This window comes from Paenibacillus wuxiensis, from assembly GCF_040195695.1.
In the GTDB taxonomy this organism is placed as follows: domain Bacteria; phylum Bacillota; class Bacilli; order Paenibacillales; family Paenibacillaceae; genus Paenibacillus_B; species Paenibacillus_B suaedae.
Genome location: NZ_JBEFZI010000005.1, coordinates 539807 through 555741, shown reverse-complemented (window position 1 = coordinate 555741; position 15935 = coordinate 539807). Strand labels below are relative to the sequence as shown.

At 46.0% G+C, this 15935-nt stretch carries 11 protein-coding genes and 1 riboswitch; of the genes, 2 read left to right on the top strand and 9 right to left on the bottom strand.

All coding sequences use genetic code 11. The features are described from left to right. Window positions 1-68 precede the first annotated feature (68 nt). Both ABN764_RS14030 and ABN764_RS14025 read right to left on the bottom strand, forming a co-directional pair. Window positions 69-1121, bottom strand: coding sequence for an ABC transporter substrate-binding protein (locus tag ABN764_RS14030; protein WP_021252210.1), 1053 nt, complete (start codon window positions 1119-1121; stop codon window positions 69-71). A gap of 67 nt (window positions 1122-1188) precedes the next feature. Further along, the gene (locus ABN764_RS14025; protein WP_021252211.1) at window positions 1189-2583 is read right to left on the bottom strand and encodes an NCS2 family permease; all 1395 of its coding nucleotides are present in this window, start codon (window positions 2581-2583) and stop codon (window positions 1189-1191) included. 248 nt (window positions 2584-2831) lie between these two features. Continuing rightward, a riboswitch (purine riboswitch) is annotated at window positions 2832-2932 on the bottom strand. 383 nt (window positions 2933-3315) lie between these two features. On the opposite strand from ABN764_RS14025, the gene ABN764_RS14020 reads away from it, so the two are divergent. Next, window positions 3316-5721, top strand: a complete 2406-nt coding sequence (locus ABN764_RS14020) for a S8 family serine peptidase (protein WP_446672234.1) — start codon at window positions 3316-3318, stop codon at window positions 5719-5721. A gap of 193 nt (window positions 5722-5914) precedes the next feature. Here ABN764_RS14020 and ABN764_RS14015 read toward each other — a convergent pair whose 3' ends face one another. Then, entirely contained in the window at window positions 5915-6334 is a 420-nt protein-coding gene (locus tag ABN764_RS14015; protein ID WP_446672257.1) for a YrvL family regulatory protein, read from the bottom strand. A gap of 367 nt (window positions 6335-6701) precedes the next feature. Further along, window positions 6702-8243 (bottom strand): glutamine-hydrolyzing GMP synthase, encoded by a 1542-nt coding sequence (guaA, locus tag ABN764_RS14010; RefSeq protein ID WP_021252216.1) that lies wholly within the window; start codon window positions 8241-8243, stop codon window positions 6702-6704. 433 nt (window positions 8244-8676) lie between these two features. Between guaA and ABN764_RS14005 the strand changes: the two genes are divergently transcribed. After that, on the top strand, window positions 8677-9615 hold the full coding sequence (locus tag ABN764_RS14005) for a hypothetical protein (RefSeq protein WP_446672233.1): 939 nt from the start codon (window positions 8677-8679) through the stop codon (window positions 9613-9615). An 83-nt stretch (window positions 9616-9698) separates the two neighbouring features. Here ABN764_RS14005 and ABN764_RS14000 read toward each other — a convergent pair whose 3' ends face one another. The 5 genes from ABN764_RS14000 to ABN764_RS13980 form a co-directional block, all read right to left on the bottom strand. Continuing rightward, window positions 9699-10664 (bottom strand): ABC transporter ATP-binding protein, encoded by a 966-nt coding sequence (locus ABN764_RS14000; RefSeq protein WP_028533670.1) that lies wholly within the window; start codon window positions 10662-10664, stop codon window positions 9699-9701. Then, on the bottom strand, window positions 10657-11640 hold the full coding sequence (locus tag ABN764_RS13995; RefSeq protein WP_446672232.1) for an ABC transporter ATP-binding protein: 984 nt from the start codon (window positions 11638-11640) through the stop codon (window positions 10657-10659). The genes ABN764_RS14000 and ABN764_RS13995 overlap by 8 nt, the downstream gene beginning before the upstream one ends. A 14-nt stretch (window positions 11641-11654) precedes the next feature. Beyond that, window positions 11655-12581, bottom strand: coding sequence for an oligopeptide ABC transporter permease (gene opp4C / locus ABN764_RS13990; protein WP_446672231.1), 927 nt, complete (start codon window positions 12579-12581; stop codon window positions 11655-11657). Between the two features lie 12 nt (window positions 12582-12593). Further along, window positions 12594-13550, bottom strand: a complete 957-nt coding sequence (locus tag ABN764_RS13985; protein ID WP_446672230.1) for an ABC transporter permease — start codon at window positions 13548-13550, stop codon at window positions 12594-12596. A 72-nt stretch (window positions 13551-13622) separates the two neighbouring features. After that, entirely contained in the window at window positions 13623-15362 is a 1740-nt protein-coding gene (locus ABN764_RS13980) for an ABC transporter substrate-binding protein (protein WP_446672229.1), read from the bottom strand. Window positions 15363-15935 lie beyond the last annotated feature (573 nt).

Genomic DNA, 15935 nt, shown 5'->3' with positions numbered 1-15935 from the left:
CCTTGTCGTCGCGAAGTCGCTCTTAGCCGTTGCAACGTATACGTTTTTGAACATTCACTATTTGGACTTTACTCGATTTCACGGTTCCAGCGGTCAATCCAACCGCTCATTTCTTTGTTCACTTTACGAAGGTCAAGCGTCTTCAGGTTTTCAACAACTTCTGGGCCATACGTCAAGCCTTTCGCCTCATCAGCGGTCAGCTTCACTTCTTTGTTCGTTGGCGAATCGACGCGAGCCTTCGCATTCGCTTCTTGTACTTGCTGACTCAAGTGCCAGTTAATGAACTTTTCTGCCAGCTCTTTATGTTTCGAGCCTTTTACAATGTTGACCGTGTTCAAGAGCGCATATGCGCCTTCCTTCGGCGTTACGAACTTAGCGGATGGCAGAGCTTCCGTCAAGCTGCCCAAGAAGGTGTCCTGCATTGGTGCAGCCACAACCTCACCTTGCGCGAACATATTAACCAAGTCAGCGGACTTGGAGTAATACTTCACGACGCCAGGATTAATTTCTTTCATCGCTTTGAAGGCCGCCTCCGTATCCATATCCTTGCTGCCCGCTACCTTCGCCGCAAAATCCATCATCATTGGCCCTGTTGTAATCGTAATGTTAGGCAGGGCAATTTTATTTTTCAATTCAGGCTTCCACAGGTCGCTCCATGATTCAATCGGCGTTTTTGCCTCATCGCTGTTCACCGCAAGTCCAAGCTGCGCTACCGTGTGCGCCGGGCCATAGTCTTCGCCGATCGGCGCCTTAGCGATATCATACAGCTGCTCGATGTTCGGAATGTTCTTACGATCAATCTTCTCGAACAAGCCTTCTTCAGCACCTTGCAGTGCATAGTAGTCGGACAAGTAGATCAGGTCTACCTTCGAGCTGCCTTGACGGACTTTGTTCAAGCGATCCGTGTTGTTGCCGATCTCTGTCACGATCTTAACGTTATACTCTTTCTCGAACGGCTCGTACACGTTCTTCTTCATCGCATCCTCGGCAAAGCCCCAAGTCGAGATGACCAATTCTGTCGGTGCTTCCTTGCCGCCTTCAGCTGCCTTGTCCCCGCCGCAAGCTGCCAGCAGTGTGCCCATCGAAAGTACGAATGCAAGTGTTAACGCTAATTTTTTCATGAAGTCCCATCCCCCTGAAGCCATTCTAAGTTGTGTATCTCGTGTAGTAAGTGTTCAAAAGCGAATCTTAGTGGCCGCCCATTGCGACATAGCGGACAATAACCAGTACGAACAGCACCCACATAAGCCAGTGAATCTTATATTTCTCACCCTTGCCGAATACGTTCGCTACGAACGCCAGCAGGACGTAACCAAGAATACCGAAGGAAATACCGTTCGCAATGCTGTACGTGAACGGCATGAATGCAATCGTCATAAATGCCGGAATCCCAATAACCAAGTCTTTGAAGTTGATTTCCGTAACGGCTTGCATCATCAATACGCCAACGACGATAAGCGCTGCTGCTGTAGCTGGACCTGGAATCAATGCAACTGCAGGAGCCAAGAACAGGGACAACAAGAAGCAAATCCCTGTGGTTACAGACGTAAGTCCTGTGCGTCCGCCTTCTGCTACACCCGCGGAGCTTTCTACGAATGCAGTCACGGTACTTGTACCAAGTGCCGCACCACCCGCTACCGCAACAGAGTCAACGAACATCGCTTTCCCTACACGCTTGTTGCCTTCTTCACGATTTTTCATGAATCCAGCACGGTTGGCTGTGCCAACCAATGTTCCGAATGTATCGAACAATTCAACGAATGTGAACGTTAGGATGATGGATACGATACCCACACCCATGATGCCAGCGAAATCGAACTCGAAGAAGCTCAATTTTGTCAAATCTGGAACCCAGTTTGCACCGTTCAACGAACTGAAATCGACGCGCCCCATCAAAATCGCAGCGACCGTCGTTCCCAAAATACCGAACAAAATCGCGCCGCGTACGTTCAAAATCATAAGAATCGAAATAAGTGCCAAGCCGATGATTGTAAGCAGTACATCAGGATTGGAGAAGCTGCCTAAGCCGAATACTGTTTCAAAACCTTGAAGCGGTGTGAATGTACCCTTAGGAATATCATTCACGGTCTCAACGGACACGGACAACATTCCGCTATTTTTCAAGCCGACAATCGTAATGAACAAGCCGATACCGACTGTAATCGCATGCTTCAGTGCATCAGGAACTGCTTCAAGCAGCATTTGACGTACATGTGTAATCGTAAGCAGGAAGAAGATAATCCCGGAAATAAATACTGCCGTCAGTGCCATTTGCCATGTGATCGGATGTTCCGAGCCAGCAGTCGATACGACGACTGTTGCAAAGTAAGCATTCAGCCCCATCCCTGGTGCCAAGGCAACCGGGAAATTAACGAAGATTCCCATCGCAATGGTGAAAATACCGCCTGCAATAGCTGTTGCAAGAAATACGGGATACCATTCCATGCCGGTCTTACCGAAGGCCGTTAGAATGTTCGGATTAACGGCCAAGATGTACGCCATCGCCATAAAGGTCGTAATACCCGCCATAATCTCCGTACTAATTGTCGAACCGTTCTCCTTGATTTTGAAGAAGCGCTCCATGTGTATAACATCCTCCCCATGACATCTCATGAATGTGTGTTTACTGCTGCTTCTGTTTCCCCCAGTAACCTGTCTAAGCACAAAAAAAGAACTCAGGTTGATCTCCCGAGCTCTGGCGTGAAAAGAAGTGAGGCATTCCCTACTCGCACTGCCCGCTATATGAATGAATAGCAAGTTCCCATCCTGATATTGCACACAGATTATGGGCAGGCAGAGCGTATAAGACGAATCTTCTAAATAGATTCATCCGGAAAGCCGTTCCTCTTCGTAGCCAGATCATTTACGGTGATCTCGTAGAAACTCTCAGGCCAATTCCCAAGATTATACGAAAAAGTTGCGTTATTAGGTTATCTACTCACATTGTATAGGCATTCGGCAGGGTTGTCAACGCTATTTCCGAACAATAAACAAAATATCTTATAACTCGTTCGTGTTTTGTGACAAAAAATCAATTTCTCCATTACTGAAATCAACATTCTATGATGTCCCAGCTTGCTAGAATTACAAAAAAATTTTTCTGGAAAATCAAAGTAAAACTATTGAATTAATTCATTATTTTTTATAAAATGGGTTCATACATTTTTACCCAGTTCTGAAACTATTATGATTGCTTTTTACAGATGGTATTCGGGTAAACATGTAAATCTAGCATTTTGGAGGTGAGTTTATACGTTAAAAATGCCAGCTTTGTCAGACTAGACTATACTCTTTTATACCAAGGAGGAATAGCATTTGGCGAACAAAAACAACAAAAAAGTGCTTTCAATGATCATGTCGATTGCCATGGCAATCAGCCTGATGTCACCAGCGGTGTCAGCCTATGAAGGCCCCGCGAACAATTCAACCGAGAAGCTGCTCTATTTGCGAACAGGCACCGTCGATCTCCAGAATGAAAATGAACACTACGGACTGCAGCATGATGAAGAAAGCACGCAACGCCATTTGTACGTTGTTCAATTCAACGACGTCATCACAGATTCCTCCAAACAGCTCTTGCAACAGGCTGGAGCGGAACTCGGAGATTATCTCCCTGACTATGCTTATCTCGTACGCATGAACCCGCAACAAGCCGGCAACCTCGCCACCAACGATCAGATTTACAGAGTCACCCTCTTTCAGCCAGAATGGAAGAACGGCAACCTCGCCACATCCGAAAACACTTCACCAAGCAACTATGTCATCTCAGTATTCAGGGGCAGTGAGGCAGAAGTTGCCCAATCACTTAAGCAGCAAGCCATCCCCGTTACCGATGTGCAAGAAGGCTACATCGAAGCTGTATTAAGCAACGAATCACTCCCGCTCGTTCTTAATCAACCAGATGTCACCTTCGTCGAATCTAAGCCTAAAGAAGAGATCCTCAACGACTTTGTCACGAATCAAGTTGGGGCTGCTACGTCGAATGGCGTATGGAGCAAGGGATTGACCGGAAAAGGTCAAGTGGTTACCGTAGCCGACAGCGGCTTGGATTCCGGTAATCTAAGCACACTCCATAAAGATTTCGAAGGTCAGCTGCATACGACTCCTGTTCCTAACCCCGAAGGAACATGGAAGGATACGATCGGTCATGGCACACATGTAGCCGGTACCGTGCTCGGCACAGGAGCAATGTCCAATGGGAAATATAAAGGCGTAGCCTATGGAGCCAAACTGTTCGCCCAAACAATTGGCTGTGGTGGTACTTCTATCTGCCCAGGCGACCTGCGCGACTTGTTCGGCTCTGCGAAGCAGCAAGGATCGTTCATCCATACCAACTCCTGGGGCGCCAGCAGCTACACCTACAATTCCAACTCTGCTCGCGCTGATGAATATACGTTCAACAATAAAGACTTCACCGTATTGTTCGCCGCAGGGAACGATGGCAGCGGGAACAACACCATCAATTCACCTGGAAATGCCAAAAACACCATTACGGTCGGTAATCTTCAAAAAACAAATTCGAATCAAATTGCCCCAAGCTCCAGCAGAGGATATGCACCAGATGGAAGAGTTAAGCCTGACCTCGTCGTTACAGGTACCTCAATTATTTCTGCTCGTTCTTCAGCCTCAACTAGACCTGCAAATCCAAATCAGTACTACACCAACATGACCGGTACCTCCATGGCTACTCCAGCTGTCGCAGGATCGGCAGCCATCGTTCGCCAATTTTATACCGAGAACAAGCACGTAACGCCTTCCTCGGCACTCATCAAAGCTACGCTCATTAATGGAGCTGAAGATGTAGGCTATGGATGGATGAGCAGAGAAACTGGATGGGGACGCGTTAACCTCGTGAATTCACTTACCCCTACTGACGGAAGAACCAATAGCTTCATCGACAACACCACAGGTATCAAAACAAACGATTCTATCTCCTACCGCGTCAAGGCCGAAGCCGGCAAACCTCTCAAGATATCTCTTGTCTGGAGCGATTACCAAGGTGCCGTTCAAGCTGGCAAGCAATTGGTCAATGACCTCGATCTTGAAGTAAAAACCCCAACTGGCGAACTCTACAAAGGCAACTGCTTCGTACAAAATACAGCTAGCACAAGCTGTTCCAATTATGACCACATCAACAACGTGGAAAATGCATATCTTTCAACTCCAACTACGGGCGAATATACGGTGACCATCAAAGGATACAATGTGCCACAAGGCCCTCAGCCATTTGCATTAGTTGTATCGGGCAATCATTCTTCTATTCTCGGTCAAGGCCCTGAACAACCAGAACCGGTTGTGCTGAAGGCACCTGAGCAGCTGGCTGTAACGGCAGTCACGTATAATTCAGTAAACCTGAGTTGGAGCGATCCGAACACAGGAATTCAAGGCCTTACGTACGAAATCTATCAACAACAGCAAAAAATCGGAACCAGCAGTCAAACCAATTATGCTGCAACCGGTCTGAGTCCAGGCAATACGTATACCTTTACGGTCAGGATCATTGACGGACAAGGCAATGTCTCCCCTCATAGTCAATCCGTAACGGCTAATCTCCCAAATCCGGAGGGGAATACAGATCCATGGCAGGCAGGTAAGGCATACAAGGCAGGCGATCTTGTCTCTTATAATGGTGTGATTTATAAGTGTGTGCAACCGCATACATCTTTGACTGGCTGGGAGCCTTCGAATGTACCAGCACTCTGGTCTCCTGTACAGAAATAGGCAGCCGCCTCATCACTAACGAAGGAAAGTGAACCCTATTTCAATACCGTAACGCAATAAGGCTATACCGCGGTTAAACGCGGTATAGCCTTTACTATCTCCTCAGAAATCAACAGCTAAATTGTAAATCCATATGTGAACTCGTAATAAATAATTGGAAACTAGTAGATGTTAAGGGTGCCCTTAGAACTTTTTATTCACTTCTAGGATTGACGGAATCTCGTTTGCTTGCACCCATTGAGATATCAATTGTAGAAATAATGATTGCAAAAACAACCTCGGCAACAAAAGAGATACGAATCGAAGACATACATTCATCTATCGTGTAAATAGCAATAAAGTTAAGCACAACTCGCAGTATAAATTCATGCAGTCTCCGAAAATTGTGCCCTACTTTATAGCAATTTATATTAATATACATGAGGACAATTGTAACAACAGCATCTGCAATCAGTGACAATCCATAAAATAATAGAATTGACGTCCACGAATCATATTCGATCCCTAAGAGTTCAAAAATGCCGACATTGAAAAAAAAGAATAAAATTATTGATGTAATCACTGCAAATAACAACAATAGACTCACAATAGCAATAGGGATTATTTTCTCCATCATTTCTCTAATTTGTTTCTTGAACATCTAGTGCCTATGATAAGTTCTCCGATTGTTCTGGTGATCACTACATCCAAAGTTATCCCTCCAAACCGCCCTAATTCACTTCCTATATTTTACTATAGCATGGAAAACGTGTGAATTATTGAAAGATACAATGAACGTACTCAAACACTTTATTTCTCCTCTGATGGTTTTGGTAACAAGCATAAAAAATACTCCCTTCCATTTGCTTAACAACTCAAATAAAAGAGAATTTCGTTCGCCGCTAATGAAGGAAGTCACCTTATTTCAATGCCGTAACGCAAAAAGGCTATACCGCGGTTAAACGCGGTACAGCCTTTAAATTGTTAAGATTCGAATGGAATTACTCCCACTCGATTGTTGCTGGTGGCTTCGATGTTACGTCATAGACGATACGGTTAACGTTCTCGACTTCGTTGACGATACGTACGGAGATCTTCTCAAGAATATCCCACGGGATACGTGCCCAGTCAGCCGTCATGCCGTCGATGGATGTTACCGCACGGATACCTACTGTGTAGGAATACGTACGAGCGTCACCCATAACGCCGACACTCTTCATGTCCGGCAATGCTGTGAAGTACTGCCAAATTTCATTGTCCAAGCCAGCTTTCGCGATTTCCTCGCGCAAGATCGCATCGGATTCGCGAACGATAGTCAGCTTGTCCTCTGTTACTTCGCCCAATACACGGATTGCAAGACCCGGACCTGGGAATGGCTGACGCCATACGATTTCACGCGGCAAGCCGAGCTCTTCGCCGACTTTGCGAACTTCGTCCTTGAACAACGTGTTCAAAGGTTCGATAAGCTTGAACTTCATGTCCTCAGGCAAGCCGCCAACGTTGTGGTGGGACTTGATCGTCTGAGCAGTTGCTGTTCCACTCTCTACGATGTCCGTATACAATGTGCCTTGTGCCAAGAAGTCGAAGTCGCCCAGCTTCGCGGACTCTTCATCGAAGCAGTAAATGAACTCGTTGCCGATGATTTTACGCTTTTGCTCTGGATCGGATACACCCGCAAGCTTGCTCATGAAGCGCTCGCGTGCATCAATTTTGACCACATGCATATCGAACTTGCCGACGAATGTCTCCATTACGCCTTCAGCTTCGCCTTTGCGCAGCAAGTTGTGATCGATGAACATACATGTCAGTTGATCACCAATTGCCTTATGAATAAGTGCCGCTACAACGGAGGAATCTACACCGCCGCTAAGCGCGCACAATACTTTACGATCGCCGACTGTCTCGCGAATTTCTTGCACCTTGTCCTCGATGAATGTTTCCATCGACCAGTCGCCCTTGCATTCGCATACACGGAACAAGAAGTTGCGAATCATTTCATTTCCGTATACAGAATGACGTACTTCAGGGTGGAATTGTACCGCATGGAAACGTTTTTCCGGATGGCTCATTGCCGCAATTGGAGCATGCTCCGTACCTGCGTCAACGCGGAAGCCTTCTGGAAGCTCAACAACCAAGTCCGTATGGCTCATCCATACCGTTTGGTTTGCTTCCAAGCCATGTGCCAATTCACTGCCTGGCTGGAATACAACATCAGCTTTCCCGTACTCGCGCTTGCCTGCACGCTCAACTTTACCCTTCAGCTGATGCGACATCATTTGCATACCGTAGCAAATCCCCATGATTGGAAGACCCAATTCATAAATACGCGGATCTACCATTGGTGAATTTTCTTCGTATACGCTCGCTGGACCGCCAGAGAATACGATCCCCTTTGGATTCAGTTCTTGAATGCGTTCGATTGAAGTGTTGTATGGAACCAGTTCACTGTACACGCCCATATCGCGAATACGACGTGCGATGAGCTGGTTATATTGTCCGCCAAAATCGAGGACAACGATCATTTCATGATGTTGCTTTGTCATTGCCGTGCCTCCCTAATACATATTGTCCACTATTATAACGAAATTGAAAAACGTCAGTCAATGTGTTATGTGATCAAGTTTGGATAACTATATAAAATTACTGGTAAAGTGTTATTATTTTTCTTCAATTTGAAAAGTATTCAAGTTATTATAGGATCGAAACAGTAAAATCATGGAACATCAGCCCCTTCCCATAGCGGTAACAGCTGATCCCCCTAAAAATCGAGGTGTGTATATGCGAAAATCTGTTCATGTTTATTGTGCACTATTGTTGTTTATTTCCCTCTTCATTCCATCTATAAGAACTGTCAGTGCCGAAAATGCTCCATTGCTGTCTCCCCTTCCCAATACAAGCCTTTACTCTCAGCTTTATCATCTGTCAGACGACACAACACTGCTCGTTGAACCCAATTACGAGAAGAATTATTCAACATTGAATGCGATCAATCTGCCACAAGCCAAAATACTGTGGAGCAAGAAATTCCCCGAAATTTATGACGTATATGTCTTGGCCAACCCTACCAAAATCGTAGTCATGACTCGCGATAACGACAACCTAAAGAAAATCGTTCTCGATCAACACGGGAATACATTATCCCAACAATTATACCGTAATATTAAGCTTAATCTGGAATTAAACAGCATTAGCATCAAGGTGAGATGGTCGCCGCCACAGCAGAACATCGAAGAGCAAATTGTCGTACTTGAGCAGAATTATTATAAAAAGAAGTCGATTGCATCCCTTTACTCATCTCCTTGGATCAAGCCTCTCCTCCGTAAAGATATACGAATCGAACCTGGAAGTTATGATCATCTAACTATTATAGATATCGCCTTCCGAGCTCCCAATCTGGTCGTCCAGTACGAAGGGTCTGGCATTATGCAATCCCAATTTTTCTATAAGATCATCAATATTCGTAATTCGCAGGAGTCGACAATTCTAATCGAGGGGAATATACAAACCGATTTCGGTGTACAAGATGGGAAACTCATTATAACAACGGAGCATAACAGTATCGGAAGCCCGTTCGGCCCAGATCATAATAAAGGTAATTTGGTGTATGCTGTGTACGATTTGAACACAAGAAAGCAAATTCATCAGCAAGTATCTACCTTCACAGACAATGATACCTTCGGTTGGAATGCTTCCTACCAAGCTAGGAAGATATGGATGCATGATTTATCAGATAGCAAGTGGATCATTACAGATACATTTGGGAAAGCGTTAATTGAGGAACAAACAACTGTATTCCCAGAGGGGGTTGTACGCTTTATTACATACGCCCCTGTCGACAAAAAAGCGTATTTCATCGTGTACAAACACAAAGAAACAGCCAAATTGCTTGAATTGGAAGTCACGGACAGAGACTGATATTGTTCATGAAAATGAAAAATGCCTCGAAGTCGCAATCCGACTGTCGGGGCATTCTATTGGTTTAAGTGATCAAAATCGGCTTATACGAGGTGGCAGGCCACTTGATGGTCGTTACCTACATCCCTGAATACCGGAACCTGCTCACGACAAATATCGGTCGCAAACGGACAGCGTGTGTGGAACTTACAGCCGGATGGAGGATTGGCTGGATTCGGAATATCCCCCTGCAGGACGATTCGTTCACGCTTCAGCTTCGGTATCGGAATCGGCACAGCTGATAACAGTGCCTTCGTATACGGATGCAGCGGATTGCGGAACAATTCGTCTCGCGACGCCGTCTCCATCATGGTGCCCAAGTACATAACGCCGATCCGATCACACAGATGCTCCACGACGCTTAGGTCGTGGGAGATAAACAAATACGTTAAGCCGCGTGTCTTCTGCAGCTTGCGGAATAAGTTAATAATTTGCGCCTGAATCGATACATCGAGGGCAGATACTGGCTCGTCTGCAATAATGAGATCCGGGTCAAGGATAAGCGCTCTGGCAATTCCGATGCGCTGACGTTGACCACCTGAGAACTCATGTGGAAAGCGATCATACTGATAGGCCGATAGACCGCATGCTTCCATAACCTCAAGCACTCGATCCCGAACTTCTTCCTTCGTGGTCATCCCATGATTCAGCAGCGCCTCGCCAATGGCATCGCCGACGCGAACACGCGGATTCAAAGAACTATACGGATCTTGGAAGATGAGCTGCATCTTCGGTCTCAGCTTGCGCAGTTCCTTCTCCTGCATGCCATAGATATCAACCCCCTGAAACTTCACTTCGCCTTCTGTCTTCTCAAGCAAGCGTATAATGGTACGTCCTACCGTACTCTTCCCGCTGCCGGATTCGCCAACCAAGCCGAACGTCTCTCCCCGCTTGATGGTGAAGCTGATATCATCTACGGCCTTCACATGGCCGACGGTTCGATTGAATATGCCTGAGGTGATCGGAAAGTACTTTTTCAAATGCTTCACTTCGAGCAATGTCTCAGCCATGTTGAATTCCCTCCTCATACAACCAGCAAGCAACCCGATGCCGTTCAGCTGTATCCTTCAGCTGTGGCTGCTTCGTTGTGCACACGGACATGCAGCGGTCACAGCGATCATGGAAATAGCAGGACTCAGTCAAAGACAATGGGTTAGGCACCTGTCCCGGAATCGAATACAAGTCATCCTGACGCTGGCCGATGACAGGCTTCGAACGAAGCAGACCTTGTGTGTAAGGATGCTTCGGATTCTCGAACAGCTCGACAACTTCGCCTTCTTCCACGATCTTGCCGGAGTACATCACGATTACGTAATCAGCGATTTCTGCAACGACACCAAGGTCGTGGGTGATGAGCAGAATAGACATATTCGAATCTTCTTTGATTTGACGCAGCATATCCAGAATTTGCGCCTGAATCGTTACATCAAGTGCCGTCGTCGGTTCATCCGCAATGAGCAGCTTCGGATTACAGGACATCGCGATTGCAATCATAATCCGCTGCAGCATGCCCCCGCTCAACTGATGCGGGTAACTGTCCAAGATCTGTTCTGCACGGGAGATTCCAACCAGCTCTACCAGCTCACGAGCCCGAGCCCGCGCATCCTTCTTCGATAGCTTCATATGCACCATAAGAGGCTCCATAATCTGCTTGCCGATCGTAAGCACCGGGTTCAGAGAGGACATTGGCTCCTGGAATATCATCGCAATATCGTTACCACGGATTTGGCGCAGCTCTTCCTTCGGAATGTGGAGCAGATCCTTGCCACCGAACTGAATATTGCCGTTCACCACTTTACCTGCTGGTTCTTCGACGAGCCCCATTATAGACATTGCGGTTACACTTTTGCCGCAGCCTGATTCGCCGACGATGCATACGGTTTCCCCTTCGCGAATGCGCAGGCTAATATCATTGACTGCCTTAACTGCCCCTGCTTCGGTATAAAAATAAGTACTGAGATGATCAATTTCGATTACATTTTTCATCAACTGTCATTCCCTTACTTCTTCTGTTTAGGATCGAGAACATCTCGCAAACCATCGCCAAATACGTTAATAGCGATTACTGTAGTAAAGATAGCAACCCCGGGCGGTATCCATAGCCACGGACGCTTCTCAAAGTCCATAATGCTGTTCGCCGCCTCAATCATATTCCCCCACGTAGGAGTTGGAGGCAGTACCCCCAGACCGAAGAAGCTGAGTGTGGATTCGCTCAATATCGCTCCGCCCGTACTTAAAGTAGCAGCTACGATAATAAGAGGTGCAATATTCGGAATCATATGGTTGAAGAGCTTGCGCTTGTCATCAAGCCCAAGCACAATTGTTGCCTGCATAAATTCTCGTTCGCGAATACTGAGCATCTGGCTTCTCACCAGTCGTGCTAATCCAGGCCAGCCTATAAAGCTGAGTATAATCATGATGAAATACATACGATATTCCGTTGGTACCTTCCACTCGGACATCAAAGCCCCCAGTATGAACAAGATCGGCATGCTCGGAATTGTCAGCAGCAAGTCAGCAATCCGCATAATTACTTGATCGACAACACCACGATAATATGCCGCAACCGCACCGAGAATTGAACCTATAAATACGGAGATAATCATTGATGCAAAGCCTACAGTTAAGGATATGCGCCCGGCTTGCAGCAGCCGTGTCAACACATCTCGTCCGAGCCCGTCTGTACCGAGCCAATGCTTCATCGAAGGTGCTTTGTTCATAATAGCCAGATTGCTCTTGCCATCCGCATATGGTGAGAATAGTGGTCCGATGAAACAAGCCAAGAACATAAATATGAAGAAGAACAAGCCGAATACGGCCAGTTTATTTTTTAATAGTTTGTGATATGCTTGACGCCATAGAGACGTTCGTGCCGCTGCTGGCACCGTCCGCTGAACCTCTGTTACCCCGCCGGTAATGGAAGACATGATGGAACCCCCTTAATGCAATCTGACGCGCGGATCGGCGACTTTATACAATACATCGGAAATAAGTGTGCCAATTATCGTCAAGATAGCAATGAACATCGTAAAGCCCATGAGCAGCGGATAGTCCCTCGTACCGAAGGATTGCATGTACAACTGCCCGATCCCAGGCCAGTTAAAAATTTTCTCGATAATCATCGAACCACCGAACAATCCTGGAAGTTCAAATCCCACCAGGGTGATTGCTGGAAGCATCGCATTGCGCAGCGCATGCCGATACAGCACCACTCGCTCCTTCATCCCCTTTGCTCTAGCTGTCCGAACATAGTCCTGCCGAATAACGTCAATCATGTTGCTGCGGAAATATCGCGTTAGCGATCCCACCCCGAGCAATACCATAACTGCTACAGGCATAATCATATGATCGATGACTTCCCATACATGGGCCATCCCTGTAGCATTGCTTCCTGTTGTAATCATTCCACCAGGAGGCAATATCTTCAGATCAACTGCCAGCAACTTGATCAGATACAATCCAATGAAGAATGAGGGAATAGACATCGCAGCAAATAAGAAGACCATTACTGCTGTATCAAAGAAGGAATACTGCTTGTACGCCGAAACAACGCCGATGATGACTGCCGACAGCCATGTGAAAAAGGTAGAAACAATGGCTAGCAAGAATGAATTCCACACATAATCATTGAATAACGTCACTACAGGCTTCTGCTGTGCAAGGGAGTATCCGAAGTTGCCCTGAAATGCATTGGTCAACCAATTCCAATACCGCTCCAGCACGGGTTGGTTAAGACCATATATGGCCCTGAGCTCTTCTTTCCGTTCAGGCGACAGCTTCGTATTTCCCGCCAGAAAATCACCTGGCATCATTGCAAACAGCACAAAAATAAATAAGGATGCGGCAGACAAAATGAGGATCATGTACAAAAGTCTTCGCAGTAAAAAGTTACTCATGATCGCACTCCTTTTGGAAGTCATTCGCCCCTGGCTGCGAATGAAGATGCAGGCCAGGGGCTCCAATAATCATTATTTCAATTCCCAGTCAAACACGCTTCCAGCTACGCCAGTCAGCGGAGTAACCTTCAAGCCATGGATGCGTCCGTTGTAGGCATATACGGATTTGCGATAGCTTGCGAAGATGTAAGGCATATCATCGTTCAACACTTGGAACAATTCTTTATAGATTTTCTTGCGCTCTTCAATATCCGAGGTTGCCAAGCCCTTCTCGTACAACTCCTTCACCTTCGGGTTGTCATAGCCCTTTACTTCACCGTTCACGAAGCGGCGAACGCCATCCGCAGGATCCACCAGAACTGGCGTTGAGAAGGAAGCAATGTCGTAATCGCCACTGTCTGATTTCGCACCAAGTGCGTTGAAATCTGCGAACAGCTCTGGCTCAAATTGAACCCCTATCGCTGCGTAATTTTCCTTCGCAATCGTTACGAACAAGTCATTCCCCTTACTCTTGGAACCGATAAAGTGGAGTTTCAACTTTTGCCCGTCCTTCTCGCGAATGCCGTCGCTACCAGGTTTCCAGCCAGCTTCTTCAAGCAATGTTTTTGCTTTTTCCGGATCATAGTTATATGGGTTAATTCCCTCTTCTGTATATGCCCAAGAAGTTGGTGAACTTGGGATGTTCGCCACTTGACCTGCGCCTTGGTTCGCATCTACGTAGATGGATTGGCGATCCAGTCCATAAGTCAATGCCTGACGAACGCGCTTGTCTTTGAACGTGGCGTGCTCGTGGTTAAATGCCAAGAAGCTATAGTTGCTGGATATAACCGGAACGAGATTCAAGAAGCCCAAGGATTTCAGCTTCTCAATATTTTCTTGTGTTGCCGTGAAGGAACCGTAATCCTGCTCACCTGTCTCGATGAACTGCCACGTATCGCCCTCCGTTGTTTTGTATATGAAATGCTCAGTCTTTGCCTTGCCCTTATAATAATTTTCGTTAGCGACAAAGCGAACCTCTTGCCCAGGAATAAACTTCTCAAGCTTGTATGGGCCTGTTCCAACCGGATTCGCATGCAAATTTTTGATAAAGTCCTGAGATTGACCAGGTTTGTAATCTTTGCCGTAGTAAGCTTTGGACAACACATCCCCGCCAAGAACCGTCAACGCTTGAGCATTTCCTTTTTCCAACGTGACGGAAATTGTATTGGCGTCGATGACCTTAATACCAGAAATGGAAGTTGCTTTGCCTTCTTTGAATGCCTTTGCCCCTTCAATACCAATGATGGACAGATCCTCCTCACCGGAGTACCCCTTGTCATTGACCAGCGTCCATGTGAATGCAACATCATCGGCTGTAATCGGTGAGCCGTCACTGAACTTCAAGCCTTGGCGCAGATGGAACGTAAATGTTTTTCCATCCTCCGTAATCTCCCATTTCTCGGCCAATCCTGGAATCGGCAGTCCCTTCTCGTCATTCGTAACGAGTGGAGTGTACAGAATGGAGGACACGTTGCCGTCATATCCGCTCTGCTGGAAGTAAGGTGTAAAGGCACCGCTCGGATCTACCAATCCGACAATGATCGTATCGGTACGCTTCTTCGCTTGTTCTGGGAGCTTCGACATATCCGAAGCACTAACCGGTTCTGTCAACAAATCCGCAGGAGGCGTCGCGGTCTCTCCCGAACTGGAGTTGTTGGATGACACCTGACTTTGTCCTTGGTCTGCAGGTGCGGCACTGTCATTCGAGCAAGCTGCCAGAAGCAAGCTGCTAGCCATCGTTAGAGATAAAAGAAGAAGCAATGTTTTCTTCATGTTGACCCTCCTGAAATGAACAAGTATATTATTGACTATTCCTATAATCTCAGTAGGAATTTTATAGGCCTAATTATAGTCCAGTGGTAAATTTATGTACACAGTAAAAATGATTCAATTTATGATCAATAAGTCGGATTTCCCGTATATTTACCACATATTCCTATAAATACTTCCGTTTAATCCAAATATCTCTTTATTACAGTGATTATCTAACTCGTTAATGAAGAAAAAGCTATCTGCTCAAAAGCATAGTTGTACGGCGATGATGTCAGAGCGGTGACGCTTGGTCATGTGATGGGGTATCGTTCTGTTACCATAGGGATTTTTTATATTTCTGTAAAAAAAATTAATAAATATACATTTTAGAGGTATCGCTAACTCTCCGAGGGATTGTCCACCATATAAAGTCAAAAAGCACTGTTATTCCACGGTTCATGAACATAAAAGACGACTTTAAAATAGAGACAAAATACCTATCATTTACGTGCATATGTATGTATTTCTATGTATTATACTGCATAGATCCGAAGATTGATAGTTATTTTTTTACATTAAGATTCCGGTCATTAG